Source organism: Rhodoblastus sp. (assembly GCF_041915505.1).
GTDB lineage: Bacteria > Pseudomonadota > Alphaproteobacteria > Rhizobiales > Beijerinckiaceae > Rhodoblastus.
Window position 1 is genome coordinate 1 of record NZ_JAYSBG010000499.1, and the last position, 1890, is coordinate 1890.

At 67.2% G+C, this 1890-nt stretch carries 2 protein-coding genes; both read left to right on the forward strand.

Going from position 1 to position 1890, the window contains the following annotated elements; all coding sequences use genetic code 11:
- Positions 1–282 precede the first annotated feature (282 nt).
- Positions 283–1482, forward strand: a complete 1200-nt coding sequence (gene mnmA / locus ACE3S9_RS19140) for a tRNA 2-thiouridine(34) synthase MnmA (protein ID WP_374548070.1) — start codon at positions 283–285, stop codon at positions 1480–1482.
- On the forward strand, positions 1479–1890 hold a 412-nt coding region (locus ACE3S9_RS19145), incomplete at its 3' end, for a class I SAM-dependent methyltransferase (protein WP_374548071.1). The genes mnmA and ACE3S9_RS19145, both read left to right, overlap by 4 nt.

The following is a 1890-nucleotide window of genomic DNA, read 5'->3' on the forward strand; positions in this document are numbered from 1 at the left end:
AAAGCGGCGAATATGAGCGATAACCATTTGTTTGATAGCGTGTTTCTTGCCAAATTGTTAGCGCGGAGGCTAAAATGTGCTTTATCGGAACAGGCGTCAGCTTCGCGTTAACCCTTTTCAGCCCGGGCGCAGGGACCGTTGAACATTGAAAAATGAGGCCGGAGCGCTTATTGAAGAGGCTCCGGCGTCGCGCGCCGACGTTTTGAAAGGCCGGCGCGGTCCGCGCGCCGCTTCCTCGCCGCCTCGACAGGGCGGCCCAGCCTCGGGCCGGATCACGAATTCATGAACGCCGCATCGCCCCCTCTCAACAGCCTCGACCTGCCGGGCCCGCCCGCGCAGAGCCGCGTGGTCGTGGCCATGTCGGGCGGCGTCGATTCCTCGGTGGTCGCCGCCTTGCTCAAGGAGCAGGGCTATGACGTCGTCGGCGTCACCATGCAGCTTTACGACCACGGCGAGGCCGAGCATCGTCCGGGCGCGTGCTGCGCCGGGCAGGATATTTTCGACGCCCGCCAGGCGGCGGCGCGGATCGGCATTCCGCATTATGTGCTGGATTATGAATCGCGCTTCCGCGCTAAGGTGATCGACGCCTTCGCGCAATCCTACGCCGAGGGCGAGACGCCGATCCCCTGCGTGACCTGCAATCAGCAGATCAAATTTGTCGATCTGTTCGACATGGCGCGCGACCTCGGCGCCGACGCGCTGGCGACCGGCCATTATATCGCCTCGCGCGCCGAGGGGGCCGAGCGCGCGCTTTACCGCGCCAAGGATGCGGATCGCGACCAGAGCTATTTCCTGTTCGCCACCACGCGCGAGCAATTGCGCCTGTTGCGCTTTCCACTCGGCGAAATGAGCAAGCCGGACGTGCGCGAGCACGCGCGCCGGTTCGGCCTCGCCATAGCCGACAAGCCGGATAGCCAGGACATCTGTTTCGTGCCGACCGGGCGCTATAGCGATATTGTCGAGAAACTGGCGCCCCAGGCGGCGACGCCCGGCGAAATCGTCCATGTCGACGGCCGCGTGCTCGGACGCCATGCCGGCGTCATGCATTACACCATCGGCCAGCGGCGCGGCCTCGGTCTCGGCTCGGCCGGCGCCAGCGCCGGCGAGCCGCTTTATGTCGTCAAGATCGACGCGGCGCGGGCCCGCGTGACGGTTGGCCCGCGTTCGGCGCTGGCGACCAAGAACGTCGTGCTGCGCGACGTCAACTGGATCGGCCCCGGCGCGCTGGAGGATATTGCGGGAGGCCTCGAGATCGCCGTGCGGGTGCGCTCGACGCGCCCGCCGGTCCCGGCCGTGCTGGAGCGCCGCGACGGCGAGATCTGGGTCGAATTCGTCGATGACGAAAGCGGCGTCGCGCCGGGCCAGGCCTGCGTGTTCTACGAGAACGCCGAACCGCGCGCCCGGGTGCTGGGCGGCGGCTTCATCCGTGTGGCGCAGCCGGCCTTTATCGCGCAGCCCGCGCCGCGCGCGGCGGCTTTATGACGGAAGCGCGTCGCGAACTCGCGCGTCTGGAAAATGCGCATGTCGAGGAGGCCTATGCCCGCTGGGCGCCGGTCTATGATCTGGCCTTCGCCGCGATCATGGCGCCGGGGCGGCGCGCCGCCGTCGCCGCCGCGCAAAGGCGGGGCGGACTGATTCTCGACGTCGGCGTCGGCACCGGGCTGGAGCTGCCGATGTTCGATCCGACTGTTTCGGTGATCGGGGTCGATCTGTCGGAGCCCATGCTGCGCCGCGCCCAGTCGCGCGTAACGCAGGAGAAATTACTGCAGGTCGCCGGGCTTTCTGTCATGGACGCGACGCGCCTCGCTTTTCCGACCGCGCATTTCGACGCCGTGGTCGCGCCTTATGTGCTGACGGTGGTGCCCGATCCCGCCGCGACGCTGGACGAAC